The organism is Paenibacillus sp. FSL P4-0081 (genome assembly GCF_000758565.1).
Taxonomy (GTDB): Bacteria; Bacillota; Bacilli; order Paenibacillales; family Paenibacillaceae; genus Paenibacillus_AQ; species Paenibacillus_AQ phytohabitans.
Genome location: NZ_CP009280.1, coordinates 5,539,283 through 5,562,375, shown reverse-complemented (window position 1 = coordinate 5,562,375; position 23,093 = coordinate 5,539,283). Strand labels below are relative to the sequence as shown.

General features: G+C 52.3%; 25 protein-coding genes. 16 read left to right on the top strand and 9 right to left on the bottom strand.

The window, feature by feature from the left end:
• The first annotated feature begins 239 nt into the window (after positions 1-239).
• Both P40081_RS23985 and P40081_RS23980 read left to right on the top strand, forming a co-directional pair.
• Entirely contained in the window at positions 240-926 is a 687-nt protein-coding gene (locus P40081_RS23985; protein WP_042138789.1) for a YitT family protein, read from the top strand.
• Between the two features lie 439 nt (positions 927-1,365).
• The gene (locus P40081_RS23980) at positions 1,366-2,163 is read left to right on the top strand and encodes a TIGR00266 family protein (protein WP_039295387.1); all 798 of its coding nucleotides are present in this window, start codon (positions 1,366-1,368) and stop codon (positions 2,161-2,163) included.
• Positions 2,164-2,651: 488 nt separating this feature from the next.
• Here P40081_RS23980 and P40081_RS23975 read toward each other — a convergent pair whose 3' ends face one another.
• Positions 2,652-3,386 carry a class I SAM-dependent methyltransferase gene (locus tag P40081_RS23975; RefSeq protein WP_042138788.1) on the bottom strand — a complete coding sequence of 245 codons (735 nt, stop codon included), beginning with the start codon at positions 3,384-3,386 and terminating at the stop codon, positions 2,652-2,654.
• Between the two features lie 171 nt (positions 3,387-3,557).
• Here P40081_RS23975 and P40081_RS23970 point away from each other — a divergent pair, with 171 nt between their 5' ends.
• Together P40081_RS23970 and P40081_RS23965 are read left to right on the top strand one after the other, a co-directional pair.
• Positions 3,558-4,256, top strand: coding sequence for a response regulator transcription factor (locus tag P40081_RS23970; RefSeq protein WP_039295391.1), 699 nt, complete (start codon positions 3,558-3,560; stop codon positions 4,254-4,256).
• Between the two features lies 1 nt (position 4,257).
• Positions 4,258-5,232 carry a sensor histidine kinase gene (locus tag P40081_RS23965; RefSeq protein ID WP_042138787.1) on the top strand — a complete coding sequence of 325 codons (975 nt, stop codon included), beginning with the start codon at positions 4,258-4,260 and terminating at the stop codon, positions 5,230-5,232.
• A 23-nt stretch (positions 5,233-5,255) separates the two neighbouring features.
• On the opposite strand, the gene P40081_RS23960 is transcribed toward P40081_RS23965, so the two are convergent.
• The 3 genes from P40081_RS23960 to P40081_RS23950 all read right to left on the bottom strand — a co-directional run bounded on the left by P40081_RS23960 (position 5,256) and on the right by P40081_RS23950 (position 7,227).
• A complete protein-coding gene (locus tag P40081_RS23960; RefSeq protein WP_039295394.1) occupies positions 5,256-5,531 on the bottom strand; it encodes a PQ-loop domain-containing transporter in 276 nt (91 codons plus the stop codon).
• Positions 5,532-5,659: 128 nt separating this feature from the next.
• Positions 5,660-6,094 carry a MarR family winged helix-turn-helix transcriptional regulator gene (locus tag P40081_RS23955; RefSeq protein WP_042138786.1) on the bottom strand — a complete coding sequence of 145 codons (435 nt, stop codon included), beginning with the start codon at positions 6,092-6,094 and terminating at the stop codon, positions 5,660-5,662.
• A gap of 95 nt (positions 6,095-6,189) precedes the next feature.
• Positions 6,190-7,227, bottom strand: coding sequence for an NADH:flavin oxidoreductase/NADH oxidase (locus P40081_RS23950; protein WP_042138785.1), 1,038 nt, complete (start codon positions 7,225-7,227; stop codon positions 6,190-6,192).
• A gap of 249 nt (positions 7,228-7,476) precedes the next feature.
• Here P40081_RS23950 and P40081_RS23945 point away from each other — a divergent pair, with 249 nt between their 5' ends.
• The 5 genes from P40081_RS23945 (at position 7,477) to metE (ending at position 14,252) form a co-directional block, all read left to right on the top strand.
• A complete protein-coding gene (locus P40081_RS23945; protein ID WP_042138784.1) occupies positions 7,477-8,247 on the top strand; it encodes an ABC transporter ATP-binding protein in 771 nt (256 codons plus the stop codon).
• Entirely contained in the window at positions 8,222-10,171 is a 1,950-nt protein-coding gene (locus P40081_RS23940; protein WP_042138783.1) for an FtsX-like permease family protein, read from the top strand. Before P40081_RS23945 ends, P40081_RS23940 begins: the two co-directional genes overlap by 26 nt.
• Before the next feature lie 15 nt (positions 10,172-10,186).
• Entirely contained in the window at positions 10,187-10,810 is a 624-nt protein-coding gene (locus P40081_RS23935; RefSeq protein WP_039295402.1) for a DedA family protein, read from the top strand.
• A gap of 27 nt (positions 10,811-10,837) precedes the next feature.
• Positions 10,838-11,698, top strand: coding sequence for an undecaprenyl-diphosphate phosphatase (locus tag P40081_RS23930; RefSeq protein WP_042138782.1), 861 nt, complete (start codon positions 10,838-10,840; stop codon positions 11,696-11,698).
• A 253-nt stretch (positions 11,699-11,951) separates the two neighbouring features.
• Positions 11,952-14,252, top strand: coding sequence for a 5-methyltetrahydropteroyltriglutamate--homocysteine S-methyltransferase (metE, locus tag P40081_RS23925; protein ID WP_042138781.1), 2,301 nt, complete (start codon positions 11,952-11,954; stop codon positions 14,250-14,252).
• Positions 14,253-14,438: 186 nt separating this feature from the next.
• Here the strand turns inward: metE and P40081_RS37720 are convergent, their stop codons facing one another.
• Positions 14,439-14,591, bottom strand: coding sequence for a DUF1540 domain-containing protein (locus tag P40081_RS37720; protein ID WP_076245672.1), 153 nt, complete (start codon positions 14,589-14,591; stop codon positions 14,439-14,441).
• Positions 14,592-14,962: 371 nt separating this feature from the next.
• Between P40081_RS37720 and P40081_RS23920 the strand changes: the two genes are divergently transcribed.
• Positions 14,963-16,108: a DUF4349 domain-containing protein gene (locus tag P40081_RS23920; protein ID WP_052421960.1), complete on the top strand. Its 1,146-nt coding sequence runs from the start codon at positions 14,963-14,965 to the stop codon at positions 16,106-16,108.
• Between the two features lie 50 nt (positions 16,109-16,158).
• Positions 16,159-16,566, top strand: coding sequence for a GNAT family N-acetyltransferase (locus P40081_RS23915; RefSeq protein WP_042138780.1), 408 nt, complete (start codon positions 16,159-16,161; stop codon positions 16,564-16,566).
• A 109-nt stretch (positions 16,567-16,675) separates the two neighbouring features.
• Here P40081_RS23915 and msrA read toward each other — a convergent pair whose 3' ends face one another.
• Both msrA and P40081_RS23905 read right to left on the bottom strand, forming a co-directional pair.
• Positions 16,676-17,662, bottom strand: coding sequence for a peptide-methionine (S)-S-oxide reductase MsrA (gene msrA / locus P40081_RS23910; RefSeq protein ID WP_042138779.1), 987 nt, complete (start codon positions 17,660-17,662; stop codon positions 16,676-16,678).
• Between the two features lie 91 nt (positions 17,663-17,753).
• Entirely contained in the window at positions 17,754-18,362 is a 609-nt protein-coding gene (locus P40081_RS23905; RefSeq protein ID WP_042138778.1) for a TVP38/TMEM64 family protein, read from the bottom strand.
• 147 nt (positions 18,363-18,509) lie between these two features.
• On the opposite strand from P40081_RS23905, the gene P40081_RS23900 reads away from it, so the two are divergent.
• The 4 genes from P40081_RS23900 to P40081_RS36580 all read left to right on the top strand — a co-directional run bounded on the left by P40081_RS23900 (position 18,510) and on the right by P40081_RS36580 (position 21,326).
• Positions 18,510-19,445: a Gfo/Idh/MocA family protein gene (locus P40081_RS23900; protein WP_042138777.1), complete on the top strand. Its 936-nt coding sequence runs from the start codon at positions 18,510-18,512 to the stop codon at positions 19,443-19,445.
• A gap of 32 nt (positions 19,446-19,477) precedes the next feature.
• Positions 19,478-19,807: a protein YxiS gene (locus P40081_RS23895; protein ID WP_042138776.1), complete on the top strand. Its 330-nt coding sequence runs from the start codon at positions 19,478-19,480 to the stop codon at positions 19,805-19,807.
• A gap of 126 nt (positions 19,808-19,933) precedes the next feature.
• Entirely contained in the window at positions 19,934-20,251 is a 318-nt protein-coding gene (locus P40081_RS23890) for a winged helix-turn-helix transcriptional regulator (protein ID WP_042138775.1), read from the top strand.
• 352 nt (positions 20,252-20,603) lie between these two features.
• A complete protein-coding gene (locus P40081_RS36580; protein ID WP_052421959.1) occupies positions 20,604-21,326 on the top strand; it encodes a hypothetical protein in 723 nt (240 codons plus the stop codon).
• Between the two features lie 158 nt (positions 21,327-21,484).
• On the opposite strand, the gene P40081_RS23880 is transcribed toward P40081_RS36580, so the two are convergent.
• Positions 21,485-21,928: a hypothetical protein gene (locus P40081_RS23880; RefSeq protein WP_042138774.1), complete on the bottom strand. Its 444-nt coding sequence runs from the start codon at positions 21,926-21,928 to the stop codon at positions 21,485-21,487.
• Positions 21,915-22,130 carry a helix-turn-helix transcriptional regulator gene (locus P40081_RS23875; protein ID WP_042138773.1) on the bottom strand — a complete coding sequence of 72 codons (216 nt, stop codon included), beginning with the start codon at positions 22,128-22,130 and terminating at the stop codon, positions 21,915-21,917. Before P40081_RS23875 ends, P40081_RS23880 begins: the two co-directional genes overlap by 14 nt.
• Positions 22,131-22,363: 233 nt before the next feature.
• On the opposite strand from P40081_RS23875, the gene ric reads away from it, so the two are divergent.
• Positions 22,364-23,059 (top strand): iron-sulfur cluster repair di-iron protein, encoded by a 696-nt coding sequence (gene ric / locus P40081_RS23870; protein ID WP_042141376.1) that lies wholly within the window; start codon positions 22,364-22,366, stop codon positions 23,057-23,059.
• The last annotated feature ends 34 nt before the right edge of the window (positions 23,060-23,093 follow it).

The window sequence follows — 23,093 nt, the reverse complement described above, 5'->3', positions numbered from 1 at the left end:
AAAGGATCAGGATACCATGTGTCCCCGAAGGACGATTCCCCAAAGGACGATTTGGAAACGTTATGATCTGTCTTATACTTAGCTTCCCTGTAGAATGTGCGAGTACCGTTGTTAATTGACGATGGCCGCCTCTATGAGGGAAGGGAGTATTGTATGCGAAGGAGCAACACCTCCGGTTTAACCCCTCGTAGAGGCTGGTGGGACGTCTAGCCGCCATTTACGATAAGGGGAGACCGAGTATGAGGAAACAAGATAGTGGCATGAGTATGCCGCTCCGATTAGCCGTTATTTTGTCCGGAACACTATTGCTTGCATTTACGTATTATCACATCAATTATCAGAACCATTTGACTGAGGGCGGGTTCGTAGGGCTGTCGCTGCTCGGCAAATATGTGCTGGGGATTTCACCATCACTATCGATCCTGATTTTAGACATTCCAGTACTCTTAATCGCAATCATATTCAAAGGAAAATCGTTCGTGGTGAACACCTTCATCTCTGTAGCAGCCTTCACGGTATTCTACGGACTGATGGAACGCTATTCCGGATGGGTTATTGATCTGCAGGATAACTTGCCGCTTGCGGCATTGTTGTCAGGTGTACTGACAGGTCTAGGAGCAGGTATGGTCCTGCGAGGCGGCGGGGCGAGCGGCGGGGACGATATTCTGTCGCTGCTGATCAGTGAATGGAAAGGAATTAAGGTAGGAACCGTATTTATCCTGATGGATGTAGTTGTTCTGGCATTGTCCCTCTTCTATATGCCGTTAAAAGAGACCCTGTACACAGTGATGGCTGTAGTTGTGGCCGGATATGTGATTACTTTTACAACCTCTCTGGGCAGACCGAAGCTGGTCAAGGCTCCGAAGATTCCATCTCCACTAGCCAAGACTCAGGATGGCGCGGTGAATGTGAACAATGCAATGTGAACCCCTATACGGGGATGATGAAAGGTCAGCGGACTTAAGTCCAGCTGGTCTTTTTTTTTTTTGAGAAATCCTGCACAGAATACAACATTCCGCCCGTTATATCGACCGTAACCGGAAATTGTTGTATGAAATGCAGCATTCTGCCCCCCTCCAAGCCGATTACCGAGAGGATTCTTGTATTTCCTACAACAATTCGTCCGCACACCCCAGTATCAGTGAATCGAAGTTGTAATATCTGCAACATTTTTGCATATTATCCTCTGTTAATTTGTTTTCGGTAAAATGTGTACATATTCGTTTGCGCCACAGTTCGCACATTCACCTCCCGGGTGTCCCCGGATACTGAAACCGTGAGGTGTGAGCGCGCGTATATATTTCATTCAAACTGCAAGGCCCGAGGTTACACTATGCTCAGAATGTAGAGGGAGGATGTAAGGGAATGAGTGCTCACGAAATTGACTATGCGATTATGGGTGAGGAAATTCAGTGTGTGGAGGTGCAGCTCGACCCGGGGGAGAGCGTGATCGCCGAAGCGGGCAGCTTCATGATGATGGACCCGGAGATTACGATGGAGACGATCTTTGGTGACGGCAGCGGCAACTCGCGGGGCGGAGGCGGACTGATGGGCATGCTGAAGGGTGCAGGCAAACGGCTGCTGACCGGGGAAAGCCTGTTCATGACCGTCTTCACGCACAGCGGGGCATATGGACGGAAAAGCGTAACCTTTGCCGCTCCGTACCCGGGCAAGATTATTCCGCTGGATCTTCAGCAATACGGCGGCAAAATCATCTGCCAGAAGGATTCCTTCCTCTGCGCAGCCAAAGGCGTGTCGATCGGCATTGAATTCCAGCGCAGGCTGGGGGCGGGTTTCTTCGGCGGTGAAGGCTTCATCATGCAAAAGCTCGAAGGAGACGGACTCTCCTTCGTTCACTCCGGAGGTCATGTGCTGGAGCGGACGCTGCAGCCTGGAGAGACTATCAAGCTCGACACCGGCTGTCTCGTCGCCATGACATCCTCTGTCGATTATAATATCGAGATGGTCAAAGGTGTGAAGACTGCGCTCTTCGGCGGCGAAGGCCTGTTCTTCGCCACCCTGCGCGGACCGGGCAAGGTGTGGGTGCAGTCGCTGCCGTTCAGCCGGATGGCTGACCGTATTCTGTCGGCCGCCGGACCTTCCGGGCGCAAGGAAGAGGGCAGCATCCTCGGCGGGTTGGGCAATCTGCTGGACGGCAAGTAAATGGAGCGGCGATGAAATAAGCCGGCAATCCAAATTCAACCGTAACAATTTGCCGCCTCGCAGGGTTCCGCGGAACGCAGCAGCAGCTTCACGGGATTCCCTGGTAAGTGCAACAGCCGCCTCGCCGGATTCCCCGGGAGGCGGCTGTTTGGTCTGTGGAGGGAAGCGGACTGAGAGGCCGCTATTTCCCGGAAAGGCTTTCTTTTGCGGATGAAACGGACTGAAATTCCGTTATCCTGTGAATTTCAGCTCAAAAGGAGGGATAACAGGACCCATAACGGAATCTGAGTCCGCTTGCCCTGTGAAATCACCCGTTTTGCACAAATAACGGAATCTCAGTCCTCCCCACATGCTGATGAGTGAGTTATGAAGAACCCACCGGCCTCTGCTGGAGCAAATGCGCGCATACTGAGCTCAGCCTCGCCTCTGGAGCTCCATCCAGCCTCGCCTTCGAAGCAACTTTGTTTCTCAAACGCACGCTATACCCGCTAATTCTTCACCGCAGACAGCAGCAGGAACATCGGACGCCGGGTTTCCTCCTGCCAGGCAGCATTGTTCTCCAGCATATCCGCAGTCGGCTGCAGCTCGGAGATCCGGGTCAGGGTGAAGCCGGAACCGATCAGCGTATTAATGTAGGTAGCAACGTTACGGTGGTACTTCGTGACTGCATGATCAAGGAACTTGGCCTGCCTCGGTCCTTCGAAATGATAATTGTCAATAGGCCAATGCTGCTTCCCGCCTTCAGGACCGTAATGCCAATCCTGCGCGGCGAGCGCGGTGAAGATGGGATGCTCGACCGAGAACACGAAGGCTCCGCCAGGCTTCAGGCAATAGTAGACCTGGCGGCAGAGGCTGGCGAAATCCTCTACATAGTGAATGGCAAGTGAACTGATGACTGTATCGAATTCATCCGCACCGAAAGCGGCATCTTCAATTGCCAGCTGGAGGTATTCAATCTTCGGATCGCGGGTCATTGCCCTGGCCCGCTCCAGCATATTCGCAGAAAGATCGATGCCCACTACAGATACGGCCCCTTGCTCACGGGCATACCGGCAGTGCCAGCCGAAGCCGCAGCCCAGATCCAGTACCCGCTGACCCTGCAGGTCAGGCAGCAGCGTGCGGAAAGTCCCCCATTCTCCGGCGGACTCAAGTCCGCCTGTGGAGCGCGGCATCCGGCTGTAATTTTCAAAAAAGCTGGCCTCATCATATTTGTTTTGCTTCATACGGTGTACCTCCGTAACGGTCGTTAAGCCCGTTGTTTTTTCGAAACAGGAATTGCACTGGCATTCACCGCTTCCCGGAAAGTATACCGCAGATTTGACTGGAACGCAGGTACTGTATATATTATGGGGCAAACCCCTTAGACTACCTAAGGCGGCAACCGGAGGGCTATGATGTTCAAAATATTTATCATTGAGGATGACAAGGGACTGGTAACCCTGCTCCAGGACTACTTACATAAGTTTGGATACGAAACACGGGCGGTGCATGATTTTGAAGCGGTACGGACCGAGTTCGAGGCGTTCGCCCCGCAGCTGGTGCTGCTGGATGTGAACCTGCCCAAATTCGACGGATATTATTGGTGCCGCCAGATCCGTGCGGTCTCAACCTGTCCCATTCTGTTCATCTCCGCACGCGACGGGAAGATGGATCAGGTCATGGCGCTGGAGAATGGCGCGGATGATTATATTACGAAACCCTTTGATTACGAGATTGCGATGGCCAAAATCAAAAGCCACCTGCGCCGCGCTTATGGCTCCTATGCCGGGGGCGGCACGGAACGCAGCCTCACCGTCTCGGGACTGATGCTGGATGTAGAACGGCTGATCCTGACGCGGGGCGGGGCCAGAATCGACCTGAGCCACACCGAGGCCAAGATTCTCGATGAGCTGATGCAGAAATCCGGCACACTCGTTACACGTGACCGGCTGCTGGAGAAGATTTGGGATACCGAAGCTTTTGTGGATGACAACACGCTGAACGTCTACGTAACCCGGGTACGCAAGAAGCTGGCTGCGCTGGACATTATGGAGGGGCTGCAGACGGTGCGCGGTCAAGGGTACAGGCTCACCGGGAATTGGGAGGAGGGGTAACATGAAGCTGTTCATGCGGGAACAATCGCCTTTGATCATAGTCTATCTGGCCCAGCTTATGATGATTACGCTTGTCTACCGTCTGGACGGGGGAAGCGGAGTCACGGTGAGCCTGTACGCGGCGCTGCTCAGTACAATTCTGCTGCTGGGTTATCTTGCCTACCGGTATCTCGCAAACCGTACGTTCTATGAGCGGCTTATGACGGTGCCGGCATCGCTCGAGGAATCCGGCGGGCCGGCGCAGAACACGCCTTTAGCCGGGAGTCTGCGTATGCTGCTGGCCCAGCAGTTCCGGCTATACCAGAACGACCTGCACAACTACCGCCACAAGCTGGAGGAGCATATTCACTTCATCAACCAATGGGTGCATGGCATGAAGACGCCGCTTTCGGTGATTCATCTGATGATACAGGATAAAGACGGGCCTCCGTTCACGGCCATCGGCGATGAGCTGGACCGTCTGAAGAAAGGTCTGGAAACGGTGCTCTACACCGCCCGGTTGGATACCTTTGAGCATGATTTCTATGTCGAGCGGCTGGAGCTCTCGGCCGTGGTGCGGAACGTGACCTCGGAACAGAAACGGCTGTTCATCCGTAAGCGGGTGTTTCCGGTGATTTCAGTGGAGAGCGGGATTTCGATTACCTCAGACGAGAAATGGCTGTCCTTCGTCATAACCCAGCTGATAACCAATGCCCTGCGCTATACAGTGGAGGAGGGGAAGTTTGTGCATTTCCACGGGTATTTAGAGGAGCAGGGCAGGGCTGTGCTGGAGGTGCGCGATGAAGGCGTGGGCATCCCTCCGGGTGACCTGCCGCGGGTATTCGATCCTTATTTTACCGGCGTCAACGGGCGCAGCTTTCAGGAATCCACCGGCATGGGGCTGTATCTGGTGAAGCAGATCTGCGGCAAGCTGGAGCATGAGGTGGAGATTACCTCGGAGGTGGGCAAGGGGACGGCAGTGCGGATTATATTTTGATACAAGCGGGAGGCAGTTCGTCTCTACCTGCTGCCGGCCCGGTAGCGGATAATCAGGAGGACGACCGTTGATACGACCGCCAGCGACAGGGTATTGGTAATCAGAAAAGCGAGCCCGACCCCCTGAGCGGCCAGGTTAACCGCATAGGCTTCCATAAGGGCGATGCCCAGCAGCATCAGCAGGTAGGACTTCAGGCTAAGGTCTGCGACAGACCGGGTCTTGATGATTTGCAGAATTTGTGGAATCCAGCCCACAGAGAGAATGATACCGCCAATCAGCTGCATAACCGTGAACAACATGCGTACACCCCGCTATTCTTCGTTTAGTACGTTGTATGCTCAATGGGCGTATCAGGTTCGGTGCATATCAAAAACCCGCCGCCCCTGTAAGGGACGGCGGGTTCACCCGGCAGGCGCTCTGCCCGGGTCTATTGCTGTTTCAGCTGCACAAGCTGTTCCAGCAGCTGCTGTATATCGGCTACAGGAAAGGCTTCCTGCAGCACTTCATTTACGGTCACCTGCGCCCGGTCGACCTTATTCTGACCGATGTCAGTCAAAGAGGTATAGATGCTTCTGCGGTCATCATCACAGACCTTGCGCTCCAGCGCGCCGCAGCCTTTGGCTTCGAACCGGCTGACCAGCCGGGATACGGCGCTCTGGCTCAGCCCGACCATGGACTCAAGCTGCTGCAGCTTCAGCTTCTTCTCGGGTGCCTCGGACAGAAACAGCAGTACGTAGAACTCCTTGAGCGATAACTGATAGTTCTCCACCAGCTCTGCTTCAAGTGCAGCGGCAACATTCATTTGTATATGAGAGAGTGACAACCAGCTGGTTATCAGGTCATTTGCAGGGGTGTTCTTCATGTCATCAATCCTCCCGGTGCATGCCATTCATGAATATAAATTTCACTTTAGTATATCATCTGGAAGAAGAGAAGGACACCGCAGGGAATGCTCAATTATTTGGCGGCACGGGGAAACCCGAACTCATACTGCTTGGGAACACCCGCGTCTTTGCCGAGCACTACACCAGCTTCCAGCGTCCAGTAAGGATTTCTCAGCATGCCCCGTCCAACCGCTACGAGATCAGCCTCTTCATTGCCGATGACCGCATTGGCGAGTACCGCTTCATCCAGCCGGCCGACGGCAATCACCGGAACATTCAGCTCCTGCTTGATAGCTCTGGCCAGCGGCACCTGATAGGCAGCATGGGTGCCCGGTCTGCCGGCTGCAGCTATCGGGCCTTCACCCCCTGCACTGATGTGGAAGATATCCGCTCCGGCTTCCTTATAAGCTCTGCTGATTTCCAGGCTCTCGGTGAGCCCGTAGCCGCCCTCAACGTATTCCTGCGCGGAAATGCGCATGATCAGCGGCATACCCTCAGGCATTACGCTCTTCGCGGCAGCAATCACTTCCCGGCCGAACAGCGTCCGGTCCTGTCCGTACTCATCCGTTCTCTGGTTGGTCAGCGGTGAGTGGAACTGGTGAATCAGATAGCCGTGGGCACCATGCAGTTCAATAACATCGAAGCCGGCCTGGACTGCCCGCTGCACACCCAGCTTGAATTTGCCTACCATAGCTTTCACTTCTTCCGTAGTCAAGGCATGCGGAGTAGTGGACTTATCGTCAAAAGGAATAGCGGAAGAGGAGACAGGAAGCACGGCATCCTCGGCCTTGCGTCCGGCATGGGCGACCTGAATCCCCACTTTGGCACCGTAGGCATGGCTGGCCTCCACGATCCGGGCCAGGGCAGGGATCTGTTCATCGGACCAGAGTCCCAGATCATAGTCGGTGATACGGCCATCCGGGTCAACATCAGCCATCTCTACAATAATCAGTCCGGCACCGCCGACTGCACGGCTCACATAATGGTTATAATGCCAATCTGTAGCGATTCCATCTTTATTGGTGACCGAATACTGGCACATGGGCGGCATAACTACCCGGTTCTTCAGCTTCAGGCTCTTAATCTCATAGGGGGTGAACAGATCCTTCATTATTCGTCGCGCTCCTTCGTTCAATCTGGAATTGGCATGCGGCAGGGGGGGATTATGTGACAAATCGGCTCTCCACAAAAATACATGCATGCTCATGCATTTAAATATAAGGCCTTATCTCTGCACTGTCAACTGTCAACTACAACTGTGCTTACAATACTGTAAGGTAGCTGTAAGTTTCAGAAATAGCAGCATTAGTTTACAGTTTGTATAATGTAAGCAATCCAGGTGAAAGAGGAGCGGTAGCCCTTGCCCCTATTAGACGTACACAATCTATCCAAAATATATGAAGGCAAGGTATCCATTCACGCGCTGAACCATATCCGGTTCGCCGTAGAGAAGGGGGAATTCGTCGGAATTATGGGCCCGTCCGGCAGCGGCAAAACCACGCTGCTCAATGTCATCGCGACGATTGATGAACCCACCTCAGGCCAGGTAATGATCAGCGGCAGGGACCCGAATCTGCTGGCCCGCAAAGAGAAGGCACTGTTCCGCCGCAAGGAGCTGGGCTTTGTGTTCCAGCACTTCAATCTTCTTGACACACTTACGGTGGAAGAGAATGTAGTACTGCCGCTGACGCTAAGCGGGAGTTCCGTTGCGGAAATGGAAAAGCGGCTGGCTGAAGTAGCTTCCAGGCTGGATATTGCCGGGCTGCTGCACAAACGCACCTATGAAATCTCCGGAGGCCAGATGCAGCGTGTAGCGATTGCCCGGGCGATGATCCACCGCCCTTCGCTGATTCTGGCGGATGAACCCACCGGCAGTCTGGATTCCAAGGCGTCGGAAGAAGTGATGGGGCTGCTGGCTGAAGTGAATGAAGCCGAAGGAGCGACAGTGCTGATGGTTACGCATGACGCGGTGGCAGCGAGCTTTTGCCACCGGGTGATTTTTATCAAAGACGGCCGCTTCTACAGCGAGATATACCGGGGCAGCAGCAGAGCCGCCTTCTTCCAGAATATCATCGACATGCTGTCACTGCTGGGAGGAGCCGGCCATGACCTTTCGGCAATTCGCCTATAGGAATGTAACCCGGAGCAAGCGCAAGTATGCTGCCTACTTTGTCAGCAGTGCTTTTTCGGTGATGATTTTCTTCCTGTGCGCTTTGTTTATCTTCCATCCGGTAATTTCAGGAGCTCTCATCCTGGATACTGCGGCTAAGACAATGATGATGGCAGAAGGGATCATCTATGTTTTCTGCTCGCTGTTTGTCCTGGTATCCGTCGGCTCCTTCCTGCAGTCCCGCAAGCTGGAGTTCGGTATCCTGCTGATGCATGGCATGACCAAGCAGCAGCTCAACAAGATGGTGTTTCTGGAAAATATGCTGATCGGCGGCTCGGCGATCTTCAACGGCACACTGCTCGGGATGCTGCTCGGCAAGCTGTTCCTGATGATAGGCTCCGCCTTTCTCGGCATTCCCCCGCTGGATTTCCATCTAAGCTGGCAGGCACCGGTGCTGACTATTATCAGCTTTGTGCTGCTGTTCGTCCTGATCTCGCTGTCCACCTTCTTTTTTATCGGCAATGAGACGCCGCGGGGAATGTTCCAAGGCGGACGCAGAGGAGATGCGGAGCCGCACGTTCACCGCTGGCAGGCGCTGCTCTCCGCACTGCTGCTGCTGGGCGGTTATGTGCTGGCAGTGCTGACTACAGCCACCACGGTGGAGGTGATGATGTTCCCGGTAGTGGCTATCACGGTTGTGGGTACCTACCTGTTCTATACACAGCTGAGTTTATACGTGGTAGAACAGCTGAGAAGATTCCGGCACTTCTATTGGCAGCGGATGCGGATTATCACCTTCTCGGGTTTATCGTACCGCTGGAAGGATAACGGGCGGATGTTCTTCATGGTGACCATTGTCTCGGCGGTATCCTTCACTTCGGTGGGTGTTTTCGCGTCGATCCATACCCTGTCACGGGAGCTGAAGCTGGATTATCCCGCAGCCGTAGGCTACGTCGCCAAAGGCGGAGCGGCCAGTTCCACGGCAGTGCAGGATTTGGACGGCATCGAGTCGGAGCTGAAGCAGTTGGGACTAACGTATGATACCTTGTCGATCCCGGTGAAATATGTCGATGTGGCCGCGCAGAGCGGACCGGACCATACTGAACGGTTACCGCTCATGGCTTACAGTGACTACAGGCTGGCTCTCCAATATGCCGGCTTCGATTCCTCTGAACCTCCGCTGGAAGGACACGACGGTCTGGTGATGATCGGCTCCCAGCGGGACCGCAGCCTGATCAGTGAGCGTGTCAAAGCCACTTATACGCTGGAGCAGGGAACAGATATCCGGGAAGTTGGCTACACACAGCATGTACCGGTTGCCGAATATCTGCTGCCGGAGCTGGACGGGCGGGGCGGAGGAGATTTCAGCGGCCTGGTGGTCAGCGACAGTCTCTATAACACCATCGTTCCGGTCCAGCAGGACATGTACTACGGCTTTTACATGGAGGATTTCCCCCGGACGGTAGGCATTGCTTCAAGTCTTGCGGACGGCGGCAAGGTCGCCTATGAGCAGAAGGCAAATTACGCTGTCGTGGTCAGCGGAACACTATTTGAGATTCAGCGGACGCTGTACAGTACGATGCTGTTTGCTTCCCTCCTGGTGGGGACCGTCTTCTTCATCGCGGCAGGAAGCTTCCTGTATTTCCGGCTGTACATGGATCTGGAGCATGACCGTTTCCAGTATTCTGCGTTGTCCAAAATGGGCTTCACCGATCAGGAGCTGGACCGCAGCGTCACCCAGCAGCTGGCCCTGATGTTCTTCGTTCCGGTGCTGCTGGCCATATTGCACAGCGTCTTTGCTTTCATTGCCCTGCAGCGCCTGTTCTATCTGTCGATTGCAGCCGAGACAGGGGCAGTGCTGGCCGGATATCTGGCAGCCCAGGGAATCTATTTCTTCTTCATCCGCAGCCGTTATTTACGCAATCTCAAGAAAAATCTGCTCTAAACAGGAGGCCCGCATATGCAAACATGGATTACGGATTTTATGGAGCAGTTCGGATACTTCGGCATCTTTCTGATGCTGGCGCTGGAGAATGTATTTCCGCCCATTCCCTCAGAGGTCATTCTCCCCTTCGGCGGATTCATGACCACTACGACTGACATGACGATTCCCGGCGTGCTGATCGCTTCAACCGCCGGTTCACTGCTGGGTGCAGTGATTCTGTACTGGATCGGACGGATGCTGGATGTGGACAGACTGGAGCGGATCGTAGACCGCTGGGGCGGCCTGCTGCGGATCAGCGGGAAGGATATCCGCAAGGCGGACGCCTGGTTTGACAAATACGGCTACTGGACCGTGCTTTTCTGCCGGATGATTCCGCTCGTACGCAGTCTGATCTCCATTCCCGCAGGGATGTCCGGGATGAAATTCGGCGTGTTCATGCTGTTTACAACGATCGGAACATTAGGCTGGAATGTGCTGCTGGTGCTGCTGGGGGCCGCGCTTGGAGAGTCGTGGGAGGATATTGCCGGTATTATCGGCACCTATTCCAGTGTAGTATATGCCATCATTGCTGCAGGACTTTTGTTGCTCGGATTCCTGTATTACCGTAAAAGACTGAATGCCGGCAAGGTCCGGGGATAATTTTTCAACATTCAAAGGAGGATAACCATGGAGCTGCTGACCATTGTCAAAGCAATCATACTGGGAATTGTAGAAGGACTGACTGAATTTGCTCCGGTATCCTCAACAGGTCATATGATCATTGTGGATGATATGTGGCTTAAATCTCAGGAATTTCTGGGAAAATATACGGCGAACACGTTCAAGGTTGTTATTCAGCTGGGCTCCATCCTTGCTGTAGTGATCATTTTCCGTAACCGGTTCATCGATCTGCTCGGGCTGAAGAAATTCAGCCGCAAGGAGCTGACGGTGGTGCCTGAGGGGCAGCCGCAGGCGCCTGCCGAAGGCCGTCTGAAGTTAGCCCAGGTAATCGTAGGTCTGATTCCCGCCGGAATTTTCGGTTTTCTGTTCGAGGATTACATTGATGAGCATTTATTTTCCACTTCTACAGTGCTGATCGGACTGGTCGTTGGTGCCATATTTATGATCTGCGCCGACCGGTTTGCACCCAAAACCATCAAAACAGAGAGTGTTGACCAGATTACATATAGGCAGGCGCTATCGGTCGGACTGATCCAGTGTGTCTCCCTGTGGCCGGGGTTCTCACGGTCCGGCTCGACGATTTCCGGCGGCGTGCTGCTGGGGATGAGCCACCGCGCGGCTGCCGATTTCACCTTCATTATGGCTGTGCCGATTATGGCCGGAGCGAGCCTGATTTCGCTGCTGAAGAATTGGCAGTACTTCACGCTGGATGCCCTGCCGTTCTTCATCGCCGGCTTTATCAGCGCCTTCCTGTTCGCGCTGTTGTCGATGCGTTTCTTCCTGAAGCTGATTAACAGAATCAAGCTGCTGCCCTTCGCCATCTACCGGATTATTCTCGCCGGTGTAGTCTACCTGATCTGGTTCTGAGCCGTCTGCACGGTTGCCACAGCCGCACCTCCTTCATTGGAGCGTGCGGCTTTAATTATGTTCGGGGTCCCCGGGAAGTAAATGAGTGACCCCCGAAGCTATAGCCCAGCTTTGTGGGGGGATTTGCTTTTGTTATAAGGAATCTGTATAGCCAAACTCCCCGGAATCTGTTGCGGACCGCAGAAAATGTGAAGTAAGATGGCAGCAGATTAAGGATGCAGCACCTAACTTAACCCAAGAGGAGCGGACATAAATGAGCAAAGGAATTAAGACAAGCAGCCTCGGCTATCCGAGAATCGGCAAGAACCGCGAATGGAAAAAGACATTGGAGGCTTACTGGGCCGGGAAAATAGATGAGCAGAATTTCCGCGCACAGATGGAAGAAATTCAGCTCCAGCATTTGCAGACCCAGCAGCAGGCCGGCATCGAGCTGATTCCGGTGGGCGACTTCACCTTCTATGATCATGTGCTGGATACCGCAGCGATGTTCGGCATTGTACCGGCGCGCTACGGTTATCAGGGCGGAGAGATTCCGCTCGACCTGTACTTTGCCATGGCCCGCGGCAATGCGGGAGCTACGGCCTGCGAGATGACCAAATGGTTCAATACGAATTACCATTACATCGTGCCTGAGATTGGCAGCATTACACCTGTCCTGACAGAGAATAAGCCGCTGGCTGCCTACCGGTTCGCCAAAGAACGGGCAGGCATTGAAGGCAAGCCTGTTATAGTAGGGCTCTATACCTTCCTCAAGCTGTCTAAGGGATTCCCGGCTGCCGAAATAGCCGCAGTTGCTGCCCGCTTCCTGCCGGTATACGTACAGCTGCTGCAGGAGCTGCAGCAGGAAGGCGTGGCCTGGGTACAGATCGACGAGCCGGCAATTGTAACGGGCTTAACGGCAGAGGATATCGCGTTGCTTAAGACTATCTACGGGGAGATCGCCGCTTCAGTACCGGGCCTTAATGTTATTCTGCAGACCTATTTCGAAGCTGCCGAGCCGCTGGAGGCATTGCTGGAATTGCCAGTGCATGGCCTGGGCCTGGATTTCGTCCATGACGGAGGCAAGAACCTGGAGTCCATTGCCCGCCTGGGCTGGCCTCAGGATAAGACCCTGGCTGCCGGAATTATCGACGGACGCAATATCTGGCGTTCGGATATAGATGCCAAGCTGGAGCTGGTTGCTGAACTGCAGAAATATGTGCCACAAGAGCAGCTGATTCTCCAGCCCGCCTCGAGCCTGCTGCATGTGCCGGTTACAGTCGAAGGGGAAGACAAGCTGAAATCTGCGGTCAAGAATGCATTAGCCTTCGCCAATGAAAAGCTTGCGGAGCTGGTTCTTATTGCTGCAGCTGCAGACGGGGGCACTGAACGTTATGCAGAGGAGCTGGCCGCAACCCGTGAAGTGCTTGCTGTATTCCGTGCCCTCCCGGAACGCGGGCGTGAGGATGTAGCTGAGCAGGTACGCTCGTTGGAGAAGCTGCCGGACAACCGCGGTCTTCCTTTTGCTGAGCGGGTGAAGGTTCAGCAGGAGAAGTGGCGTCTGCCGCTGCTGCCTACAACCACCATCGGCAGCTTCCCGCAGACGGCTGAGGTCCGCCAGGCCCGGCTGAAGTGGCGCAAGGGGGTATGGACCCAGGAGCGTTATGACGGGTTCATCAAGCGTCAAATCGCTGAGGCTATCACCCTTCAGGAGGAGCTCGGGCTGGATGTGCTGGTACATGGTGAGTTCGAGCGGACGGATATGGTCGAATTCTTCGGAGAGAAGCTGGCCGGTTATCTCTTCACCGGGGGCGGCTGGGTTCAATCATATGGCTCACGCTGCGTGAAGCCGCCCGTTATCTATGCCGATGTTGCTTTTATCGAGCCGATGACCGTCAAAGAAAGCCTGTATGCCCAGTCGCTGACGAAGCTGCCGGTCAAGGGGATGCTGACGGGTCCGGTCACGATCCTGAACTGGTCCTTTGTCCGCGATGATCTCAGCCGTGAAGCCGTTGCAGGGCAAATCGCACTTGCGCTGCGCCATGAGGTGACAGCCCTGGAGGAGGCGGGCATTGAGATGATCCAGGTCGATGAACCGGCCATCCGCGAAGGCTTGCCGCTGAAGGCGGGAGATCATGAGCATTACCTGAATTGGGCCGTGAAATCGTTCCGGATCGCGACGAACCATGTCAAGGATACGACCCAGGTGCATACGCATATGTGCTACAGCGAATTCAACGACATGATTGGTTCGATCTCGGCGATGGACGCGGATGTTATCTCAATTGAGACCTCCCGCAGCCACGGGGAGCTGATCGTCAGCTTCGAGGAGCAGGAATATGACAAGGGCATCGGACTCGGAGTGTATGATATCCACAGTCCGCGGGTTCCAGTTGTAGAGGAGATGACTTCAGCTATCGAGCGGGCGCTCCGCGCTCTGGATGTGCAGCAGTTCTGGATTAATCCGGACTGCGGATTGAAGACTCGCGGATGGGAAGAGACCACAGCCGCACTGCGTAATATGGTGAAGGCGGCGGTCCTTGTACGGGAGAAGAGCGGGGCAGTCAGCCGGTAAACGTTTCTGCTAATCTGTGGTAGCTGCCTGACATAAATAAATCACTATATTCAGGGTAAGCCACTCTGGTTATAGTGATTTATTTTCATTTTTTTGCAAGAAACACTTGATAATAATTATCATTCTTGATAAAATGAAAAAAGAAAAGAAGGAACCGTGGAGGGTCCCTTCGATATTCTTCAGACCTTATTTGCTTTCAAAGGTTTTGCAATCTGTTTCTTCAGAATGAGTAGGTTCTTTGGAGCTGTGGTAAGCAACGAAGATGGACTCAGCGTTGCATTTGTTTTCTTCAGCCCAGTAAGTACAGGAGTTAACTGCACACAATACGTCTTTTGCCATGAGGGTTCACCTCCTCTTATAGTAGTTGGCATCATAAATCAGTTAGCAATTGAATAGATCTGTCCGGCAAGGTGGAGCTTGTCCGAACAGCACCTTACCCTTATTCCTTGAGAATGGAGGGTATTTGGTGCTTTTTGTCTTTTACAGACACTACAATTGTAACAAATAAAGAGCTATTACGCAAACGGGATCATTCAGCTGCTGAGTGTCCTGTTTGGCATTTTTACCGATATGGGAAAAAACACAAAAAAAGGCTGCTATCCTCCTAATTGTCTGCAACCTTCCAGCTTTTGGAACGTCAAAGGGTATAAGCGCGGAAGAGATCTATAGATAAAACGGCCTTTCGCCATTACACTATTGGAGGAATGAACATGCGAAAATGGGGTCTGCATTCTTTGTTGTGTTTAATTGTGTTGGCAGTGGTTCTGGCAGGTTGCGGGGCAGGCAATAACAATGCCAATTCGGCGGCAGATACAGCGGATAATGCGCTGACCGCTGAGTCCGCGGCGGCAGTGGAAGACGGCTCAGTTGCCAGTGTGCCGGCAGCGAAGGAAATGACCGAAAATTTCAACTCCACCACCGCGGTGGCTGTGAATGATCAGAATGCGGTGCAAGGCGGAGGTGCGAATCCTGCGGTCCCTAATCCGGGGGCAGAGCAGGCGGCAGACGCTTCAGCCGGGTTCACGGGAACTGATGTGGTGGCAGGTCTGAACAAAAAGCTGATCTATAAGGCTAACCTCAACATGGAGGTAGCTGATTACGGGGCGGCACAGACCGAAGTACGGAATATGATCACACTGGCAGGCGGTTACATTATTGAATTTTCAGAGAATATGTCTGAATATGAACAGGGCGGAACCTTCATCCTCAAGGTACCGGCGTCGGGCTTCTCTTCTTTTCTGAACAATCTGGAGAAGGTCAAACATGAGAAGCTGCAGAGAAGTATTCAGGGGCAGGATGTCTCGGAAGAGTACGTGGATCTGGAGTCACGCCTCAAGGCTAAGCAGATGATGGAGACGCAATATATCGATTTCATGAAAAAAGCGACCAAACCGGCAGATCTCGTGCAGTTTGCCAACCAGCTGGGTGCAATCCAGGAGCAAATCGAACAGATCAAGGGCAGAATGCGTTATATTGACCAGAACGTATCCTTCTCGACCGTGGAGCTTCGCCTTTACCAGACAGAGGAGAGCATCGCCGTCACCCAAGTGAAAAAACAAGGACCGCTGGGTGAACGTGCTTCGGAGGCGCTGCAGGGCAGCATGAAGGCATTATCTGTAATGTTCCAGTGGCTTGTAGTTGTGCTGGCGGCTGCACTTCCGGTGCTGATCGTGGCTGCAGTGGTTGTGGCGGTTGTGATCTGGTTCCGCAGAATCTTTAAGCGCCGGGAGCGGGAGCACTTCGAACAGATACGCCAGGGCAACCGTGAACAGAACCGGGAACTGCTGGACCGTGACGTTGAGGCGCCTATCGCACCAGCTGAAATAGAGAATGATACTGAGAAAGATAATAAATAAGCAGTTGAATGGTCAGGTTCAGAGTTTGAAGTGATTAAGGGGGAAGCGGAGTGGGCTTTACTTACCGCACAGATATTCCGGACATGGATGAGTATTACAGCTTATATCAATCCACCGGCTGGAATGCAGATAGGCTCTGGACGAAGGAACATATGCACATGGCGCTGAAGAATAGCTGGCATATTCTCACGGTGTATGAGGATGACCGCCTGGTGGCCTCCGGCCGGATCGTTTCCGATGGTGTAATCCAGTGTTATGTGTGCGATATGATTGTGCTTCCGGCTTATCAGAAGCAGGGGCTGGGACGCGCAGTTATGGATCAGCTGATCAGTCATTGCCGCAGCCGGGGGATCCGCTGGATTCAGTTGTCATCCGCCCAGGGGAAATCGGGCTTCTACAGTCAGTTCGGATTTCTGGAACGGCCTGCCGGGGCACCGGGGATGAGTTTGTTTTTATAAGGGCTATAACACTCATGTGAAAAGCCTCCAAACCTGTTATTACCGGTCTGGAGGCTTTCTGCTGTAGCGATGACTTATGGGTGGATGAGGCGGCCGTTATCGACCTGCGTCAAGCATGCTGGAAAAGAACGCGGTACTCGCCGTAGCCTTCCTTCTCCAAATCTTCTTTGGGAACAAAACGTAAAGCCGCCGAATTGATGCAATAGCGCAGCCCGTTTGCCCCGGGACCATCATTAAAGACATGGCCGAGATGGGAATCGGCTGTTTTGCTGCGCACTTCGGTGCGGATCATCAGATGGCTGAGGTCAGTTTTCTCCTTGACTGCATAATCGCGGATCGGACGCATGAAGCTCGGCCAGCCGCAGTCGGAATCGAATTTATCCTGTGAGCTGAACAGGGGCTCGCCGGAAACAATATCCACATAGATTCCATCCCCGTGATGATCCCAGAATTCGTTGCGGAAGGGGGATTCGGTAGCGCTGTTCTGCGTAACTTCATACTGCAGCGGAGTCAGGCGCTCCTTCAGGATTTTTTTGTCCTCCTTGTGAGTCCAGTGTGCTTCGATAAAAGCTTCCCGCCCGGAGCCCTTGCGGTAACGCTTGTAATGGCCGGGATTCTTGTGGTGATATCCCTGGTGGTATTCTTCGGCCGGATAGAAAGGCTTGGCCGGAAGAATCGGAGTCACAATAGGAGCAGAGAAACGTCCGCTGGCTTGCAGTGCTGTCTTAGATGCCTCAGCCTGCAGACGCTGCTCTTCCGAATGGGTGAAAATCGCTGTTCCGTAAGAGGTGCCGCGGTCATGGAATTGCCCTCCGGCATCGGTAGGGTCAATCTGCTGCCAGAACAGCTCAAGCAGCTTGGTATATGGGAAAATATCCGGATTAAACGTAATCTGCACAGCCTCGACATGTCCGGTCGTTTCCGAGCAGACTTCCTCGTAAGTCGGATTAACGGTATGACCGCCTGTATAGCCGGAGATTACCTCGACAATACCGGGAAGTTCTTCAAACGGGGATACCATGCACCAGAAGCATCCTCCGGCGAACGTAGCTTTTTCCGTCTTGACGTTTATAGAATCAGATTGAACTTCACTCATTAATATCCCTCCATCTATAGAATGCAATTAAATAGATCACAATTTAATTATAAATCAAATAGCTGCACTCTGCCAGCTTGATGGATACCCCTCAGATTTTAGCGGACCGCGGCCGCATGGAGAATCCGGCAGCTGCAAGCACGGCGATGTAGAGAATCACGGCAATGGCAGCATTGCGCGGATGCTGGAACATTTGGCCGCCGAGGAAGGCGTACAGGGTGATCCCCGGGATTTTACCTAGGCCGGTTGCTGCAAGATAACTCCAGAAGGGCAGTCCGGCAGCACCGGCGTAGATATTCACGGCCATTTGCGGAATTACAGGCGCCAGCCGGGCGAGGACTACAGAGGCAAACGGACGCCGCTGCACGGCCCCGGTGAATTTATCCAGCGCTGAAATTGAGTTCAGATAAGTCATGGATTTGCTCTGGAACATATATTTAACCAGACCATACACGATTGCTGCAGCCAATGTGGTTGCGCTCCAGCATATTAACGCTCCCGCCAGGCTTCCATAGGCGTATCCGAACAGACCTATGATCAGCTTGTAGGGGATTACCGGAAACAAGGCCAGAACAGTGGCTGCAAGCATGGACAGAAGCAGATTATGGTCCTCTTTGAGCCAGGCCAGAATCTCATACCTGTAGATAAACGCGAGGATTATACACGAAACATACAGAATTACCGTCAGCCATTTTCTCATTTTACTATGCCCCTTCTTTACTCCATACATTTCATCATACTGAAAAAAAAGTGATTATTGAAGCAAAGATCATTGTCGCCGCCGCTTGTCACGGTATAATACACCTATAAGGGATAGAAATCCCCAATATTTAAGGGAGATACCTCAATGAATATACCTGTACGCAAAAGAGTGGCATTAATCGGCATCGGCGATATTGCCCGTAAAGTCTATTTGCCGCTGCTCTCCCGTCATGATCAGGCGGAAATTGTAGGGGTACTCAGCCATTCCTCTGCGACGGTGCAGCGGGCAGTTCAAACCTATCGTCTTCAGAAAGGGACAACTGACCTGAATGAGCTGTTATCCTGGGACATAGATGCTGTATTCGTGCATAGTCCAACACCTACACATTATGAACTTGTAACCCGTTGCCTGGAGCATGGGGTCTCCGTATATGTGGACAAGCCGCTGTCTTATGATCTGGAAGAATCCCGGCGGATGGCCGAGCTCGCAGAGAACAAGGGACTGCTGCTGGGGGTTGGCTTCAACCGCCGCTATGCTCCGATGTATATGGCGGCCAAGTCCTGGCTGCTGAAAGCCGGAGGCATTAGCCAATGCAGCGCAATCAAGCACCGGACGAAGCTGCAGCAGGGTACAAGCCATGAAACCATTCATGATGATCTGATCCATATGCTGGATCTGCTGCTATGGCTGTGCGGCGGCGATTATGAATTGCTTCACAGCAGCCTGAAGACAGATACAGAAGACAGATTGCTGCAGTCATTGGGGCAGCTGGACTGGAAGAGCGGAGCAACCGGAATATACAGTATGGTGCGCGATGCCGGTGCTGATCTGGAGAAGCTGGAGCTGCACGGAAATGGCAGATCAGTCGAAGTGACGGATATGGAACGGGCGACATTATATGAGCAGGGTTCCCTGCCGCGCACGCAGAATTTCGGCAGCTGGGACACTATACTGGAGCGCAGAGGCTTCAGCGGAGCCGTCAGCCATTACCTGAGTAATATCGCGACCCCGGAGCAATGCGGCATTTCCGCTTCAGCCGTATTGCCGAGCCATGAGCTGGCAGCGAAGCTCAGCCGTTGAATTTTCAGATTAGCAGCAGAGAGGAGAACAACATGGAAGATCAGGATTACGGCAAGTCAATGGAAGAGAGAATTATCGAAAGCTACAAACGGGATGAGGAAATGATGATTCTTGTTTTTGCCCAGTGGTGCGTGAATAACAAGCTGGACCCGCACGCACTGTATTTACAGGCATATCCGCAGCAGGAGGGCAATCAGGCGCTGAGCAATGCGCTGGCACTGACTGTATCCGAGGAAGAGGCCGGTTTTATCTCCGATGACACCGTACTTGGTGTACTGTCGCTATATAGCAATGATGACCTCGCTTACGTGGTAACTGAAGCGATTCATCAGCGGGAGCAGAAAGCAGACACAAGGGATTGACAACGAAGATATAATAGTTATGGTTAATGAACTTTTTTTTGGTAAACGATGTTCATTACAGAATAAATGTGGTAAAATTATATATACTAACTAATAGTAAGCTTCACAAGTGAGAGGTGAAAAACAATGGAAGAACATCAACTGACGATGTGCCCGAGATTCGAGACGGCCTTTTCTTTTTTAGGCAAACGTTGGAATGGACTTATTATTCAGACATTGATGAGCGGCCCTAAGCGGTTCAAGGATATTTCCGGACTGATTCCGACAATGAGCGACAAGATGCTGTCCGAGCGTATGAAGGATCTGGAATGTGAAGGCATTCTGGTACGTCATGTATATCCGGAAACACCGGTGCGCATTGAGTATGAATTAACGGTCAAAGGCCGGGCGCTTGAGCCGGTTATGCAGCAAATTCAGTTCTGGGCCGAGAGCTGGGTTGAGTAGTTACGTTTCATATTCCTAATGACAGCCCCTTACCGGTCTCCGGTTTAAGGGGTTTTTGCTTCGGTTTTGCTAAATAAAACTTGCACTGTGTCCAAACCTGTGTAATATAATAGAACAAACTAAAGTTACGGATGTGTGGAAGCGTTGACAAAACTGGGAAAAGCCTAAGGAGAATGTGAATAAGCCGAAGTTAAGGCAAGTAAACTAAGACGATGCTTTCGAGGCAAGTTTTGAACGATGCTGATTCAGGGATGTTTAGGCTCACAAAACCTAGCGTATGCTTTCGATGCAAGTTTTGCCGTAGTGGACTCTTATGAAGTAACGCTCACAAAACTTTTAGGAGGCGAGGATCATGACCATCACCTTGTTTTCCCGCGAAATAGCCTATGGAAAAAAGGATGTCGCTGAACTGGAGACTGCGTCAATTAGAGTGCAGCTGATTTATGACAAGGTGTTGTATATGCTTCATAGCCATCTTCCCGCTTCATTATGGGATGCCTGGATTGGCGTGCCTTATGAGATCATATCCTCTCTATACAAAGGGGACAATGATAGCGGCAGTGTGTTTCAGAAGTGGATTCAAAGCCCCTCCGGCTGGAAATGCATCGGTTGTGAAAGGCATTGTCTGGAGCCTGTGACAGCTGCGGATAGCGATACCTCCGGCCCGCCGCGCCGCTTCACCTTTCATAACGGCATTAGTCAGAGTATGGTGCTGCAGGCGGTAATCTGGTCGATGTATGAGAATACGCTGCTGCTCCAGCCTTACTTAGGTGAAGATGCTTTTCTCAGCGAAGATGATTTGGAGCTTATTTCTGTATATTTCGTGCCTACCTATATGACACAGACCCCGTTAATGGAAATGAATAAACAAGCCAAAGAATATAAGGATAAGAATATCAGAGTCTATCAGGAATGGATCTCTGCCCCGGATCTGGTGCTGCAGTGGAATGGAGGTCTGACCGAAGGCAGGTGGATGACTGGAGTGTATGTGGATCATTCGCGGTTTGCCGGTCTTGGACCCTATTTGAAGGATGCGCAAGGCAAGCGGACATATATGCAGGCGACTGTTCAATAAATCATACTATGCATACATTGAAGGGTTAAAGGGTGGCTTTGAGAATGATTTTAGAAGAAAAACAAGAAGGAAAGTGCTGCTGAATAATTTGTTGAGCTCATTGATGCGGCAGCACTTTGGGAATGATTGAGTATCATTAGGAATCCGCCAGGTACTTTTTACGCCTCATCCCGGTTATTCCTTCTTCTAATCCAAAGAACCAAACTTAAGATCACCACTCCAACTGCTGCAGATATAATCAGAATTGCGTTTCCGCTTGCACTACCGTCTGGTATTATCGGGGATGGACTCATGCGCGCGGCAATAATGATGCATACTGCAATCAGAATTGCTAGAAGGATAACGGCTGCGCTTCTGCTATTAGCTGTCAGGCCCTCCCGTCCAGGTCCTACATAGGAACCGTTCCAGATCAGACGTACCAGATAGGAGCCGACACCAATCATAAAAATAACATAATTACTCAATGGATACTTGAGCCACTGTATTCCGTAATTATGCAGGCCCATATCCGCCAACAGCAGGAAGGCCAGTAACATAAATGACTGATTCCCCGCTTTGTTCCGCTTCAACAGTTGTCTTTCGTCCAGGTTAGCTTTGCTCATACTCAGTTCCCTCCCAAAAAAGTTGATCCAGCGTCTTACCCAGTGTTAGGCAAATATCAATACATAACCTGATTGTGGGATTGTAGTCACCGTTCTCAATTGCAATAATCGTCTGTCTGGTGACTCCCACAGCATCCGCCAGCTGCTTCTGCGACATGTCTTTTGCCGCTCTTGAGGCCTTAAGCCTCAGGTTTTTCCCCATTCCCTCACCTCGCGTAGATTGTAATATATATTTAACATTATGTCTACTATATTATACATGGTGGATTTTTTTATATTCATTCCGTTCAATAAAATTTTATATATCCAGTGCGTACAATCACTAGTCCATCCTCCTGCCGGTGTTAAGGTGTAAAGGTGATCAGCAACTAAAAACCTATACCCATAACATGAGGAGGGGCCACAATGGCGTCCAATCAATTAAACGATATAACAATTCAATCAGGTTTCACCTCTGAAGCAATGGTCAGAGACATCGTCCTGCAGTTCCCTAAGGCTGCGGATTATTTCAAGGCTAAGCGCATTGATTTCTGCTGTGGAGGCGGGAAGCCGCTGGCTGAAGCTGCTGCCGAGAAAGGGCTTGATCCGGAAGCGATGATTCAGGATCTGAACAAGCTGCAGGAAGAGCATCCGGTACTGGAAGAGGATACAGCCTGGAACGAGGCCTCCTCTGAAGAGCTGGTGAATTATATTGTGAACAAGCATCACCGCTACCTGCGTGAAGAGCTTCCGCTAATCAGCCAGAATGTAACCAAAGTCTTCCGCGTGCATGGCGAGGATTCTCCGCATCTGGGCGAGATGCACCGCCTGTTTAATCTTTTGCGCGAAGATCTGCTTCAGCATACGGCGAAGGAAGAAGAGAGCGAATTCCCTAAAATGCTGGCCTACACACAGAACCCGACTGAAGAAGGCCTATCGGAGCTGCGCGGCCTTCTGCATAATCTGGAAGCCGAGCACGATGGTGCCGGTGAGATCCTCCGCGAGCTCCGCCGGGTAACCAATGATTACACACCGCCTGCGCATGCCTGCACGACTTACCGCCTGACCTATGCACGCCTTGAGGAGCTGGAAGGTATGACCTTCGAGCATGTGCATCTGGAGAACAATAACCTGTTCCTGCGTTATCAATAAAATGTATTGCTACGGAAAGTCCCTCCGGGGACTT

What these genes read in the sequence shown, in the direction of transcription:
- metE (WP_042138781.1), top strand. Translation starts at nt 11,952, where the DNA reads ATGAGCAAAGGAATTAAGACAAGCAGCCTCGGCTATCCGAGAATCGGC.
- P40081_RS23900 (WP_042138777.1), top strand. Translation starts at nt 18,510, where the DNA reads ATGAATATACCTGTACGCAAAAGAGTGGCATTAATCGGCATCGGCGAT.
- P40081_RS23985 (WP_042138789.1), top strand. Translation starts at nt 240, where the DNA reads ATGAGGAAACAAGATAGTGGCATGAGTATGCCGCTCCGATTAGCCGTT.
- P40081_RS23935 (WP_039295402.1), top strand. Translation starts at nt 10,187, where the DNA reads ATGCAAACATGGATTACGGATTTTATGGAGCAGTTCGGATACTTCGGC.
- P40081_RS23905 (WP_042138778.1), bottom strand. Translation starts at nt 18,362, where the DNA reads ATGAGAAAATGGCTGACGGTAATTCTGTATGTTTCGTGTATAATCCTC.
- P40081_RS23920 (WP_052421960.1), top strand. Translation starts at nt 14,963, where the DNA reads ATGCGAAAATGGGGTCTGCATTCTTTGTTGTGTTTAATTGTGTTGGCA.
- P40081_RS23940 (WP_042138783.1), top strand. Translation starts at nt 8,222, where the DNA reads ATGACCTTTCGGCAATTCGCCTATAGGAATGTAACCCGGAGCAAGCGC.
- P40081_RS23880 (WP_042138774.1), bottom strand. Translation starts at nt 21,928, where the DNA reads ATGAGCAAAGCTAACCTGGACGAAAGACAACTGTTGAAGCGGAACAAA.
- P40081_RS23950 (WP_042138785.1), bottom strand. Translation starts at nt 7,227, where the DNA reads ATGAAGGATCTGTTCACCCCCTATGAGATTAAGAGCCTGAAGCTGAAG.
- P40081_RS23980 (WP_039295387.1), top strand. Translation starts at nt 1,366, where the DNA reads ATGAGTGCTCACGAAATTGACTATGCGATTATGGGTGAGGAAATTCAG.
- P40081_RS36580 (WP_052421959.1), top strand. Translation starts at nt 20,604, where the DNA reads ATGACCATCACCTTGTTTTCCCGCGAAATAGCCTATGGAAAAAAGGAT.
- P40081_RS23930 (WP_042138782.1), top strand. Translation starts at nt 10,838, where the DNA reads ATGGAGCTGCTGACCATTGTCAAAGCAATCATACTGGGAATTGTAGAA.
- P40081_RS23875 (WP_042138773.1), bottom strand. Translation starts at nt 22,130, where the DNA reads ATGGGGAAAAACCTGAGGCTTAAGGCCTCAAGAGCGGCAAAAGACATG.
- P40081_RS23960 (WP_039295394.1), bottom strand. Translation starts at nt 5,531, where the DNA reads ATGTTGTTCACGGTTATGCAGCTGATTGGCGGTATCATTCTCTCTGTG.
- P40081_RS23965 (WP_042138787.1), top strand. Translation starts at nt 4,258, where the DNA reads ATGAAGCTGTTCATGCGGGAACAATCGCCTTTGATCATAGTCTATCTG.
- P40081_RS23955 (WP_042138786.1), bottom strand. Translation starts at nt 6,094, where the DNA reads ATGAAGAACACCCCTGCAAATGACCTGATAACCAGCTGGTTGTCACTC.
- msrA (WP_042138779.1), bottom strand. Translation starts at nt 17,662, where the DNA reads ATGAGTGAAGTTCAATCTGATTCTATAAACGTCAAGACGGAAAAAGCT.
- P40081_RS23895 (WP_042138776.1), top strand. Translation starts at nt 19,478, where the DNA reads ATGGAAGATCAGGATTACGGCAAGTCAATGGAAGAGAGAATTATCGAA.
- P40081_RS23970 (WP_039295391.1), top strand. Translation starts at nt 3,558, where the DNA reads ATGTTCAAAATATTTATCATTGAGGATGACAAGGGACTGGTAACCCTG.
- P40081_RS23890 (WP_042138775.1), top strand. Translation starts at nt 19,934, where the DNA reads ATGGAAGAACATCAACTGACGATGTGCCCGAGATTCGAGACGGCCTTT.
- P40081_RS37720 (WP_076245672.1), bottom strand. Translation starts at nt 14,591, where the DNA reads ATGGCAAAAGACGTATTGTGTGCAGTTAACTCCTGTACTTACTGGGCT.
- P40081_RS23975 (WP_042138788.1), bottom strand. Translation starts at nt 3,386, where the DNA reads ATGAAGCAAAACAAATATGATGAGGCCAGCTTTTTTGAAAATTACAGC.